1 rRNA gene is annotated in these 233 nt (G+C 51.9%); it reads right to left on the minus strand.

Annotation, left to right across the window (positions count from 1 at the left end):
• Nucleotides 1–154: 154 nt before the first annotated feature.
• A 16S ribosomal RNA gene (locus tag CWM54_RS27970) occupies nt 155–233 on the minus strand; the annotation flags it as partial.

The raw sequence follows: 233 nt of genomic DNA on the forward strand, positions 1-233 counted from the left end.
CCCTCGGGGATTCGAACCCCTGTTACCGCCGTGAAAGGGCGGTGTCCTGGGCCTCTAGACGAAGGGGACACTGAAGTCTCAATCGCAAGACGCCTTGCTTCTTTACTTTCATCAGACAATCTGTGTGGACACTACAAAGGCAGGTTCTTTAAGGTAAGGAGGTGATCCAACCGCAGGTTCCCCTACGGTTACCTTGTTACGACTTCACCCCAGTCATGAATCACAAAGTGGTA

Source organism: Klebsiella sp. D-Nf1 (assembly GCF_002810515.1).
In the GTDB taxonomy this organism is placed as follows: Bacteria; Pseudomonadota; Gammaproteobacteria; order Enterobacterales; family Enterobacteriaceae; genus Klebsiella; species Klebsiella variicola.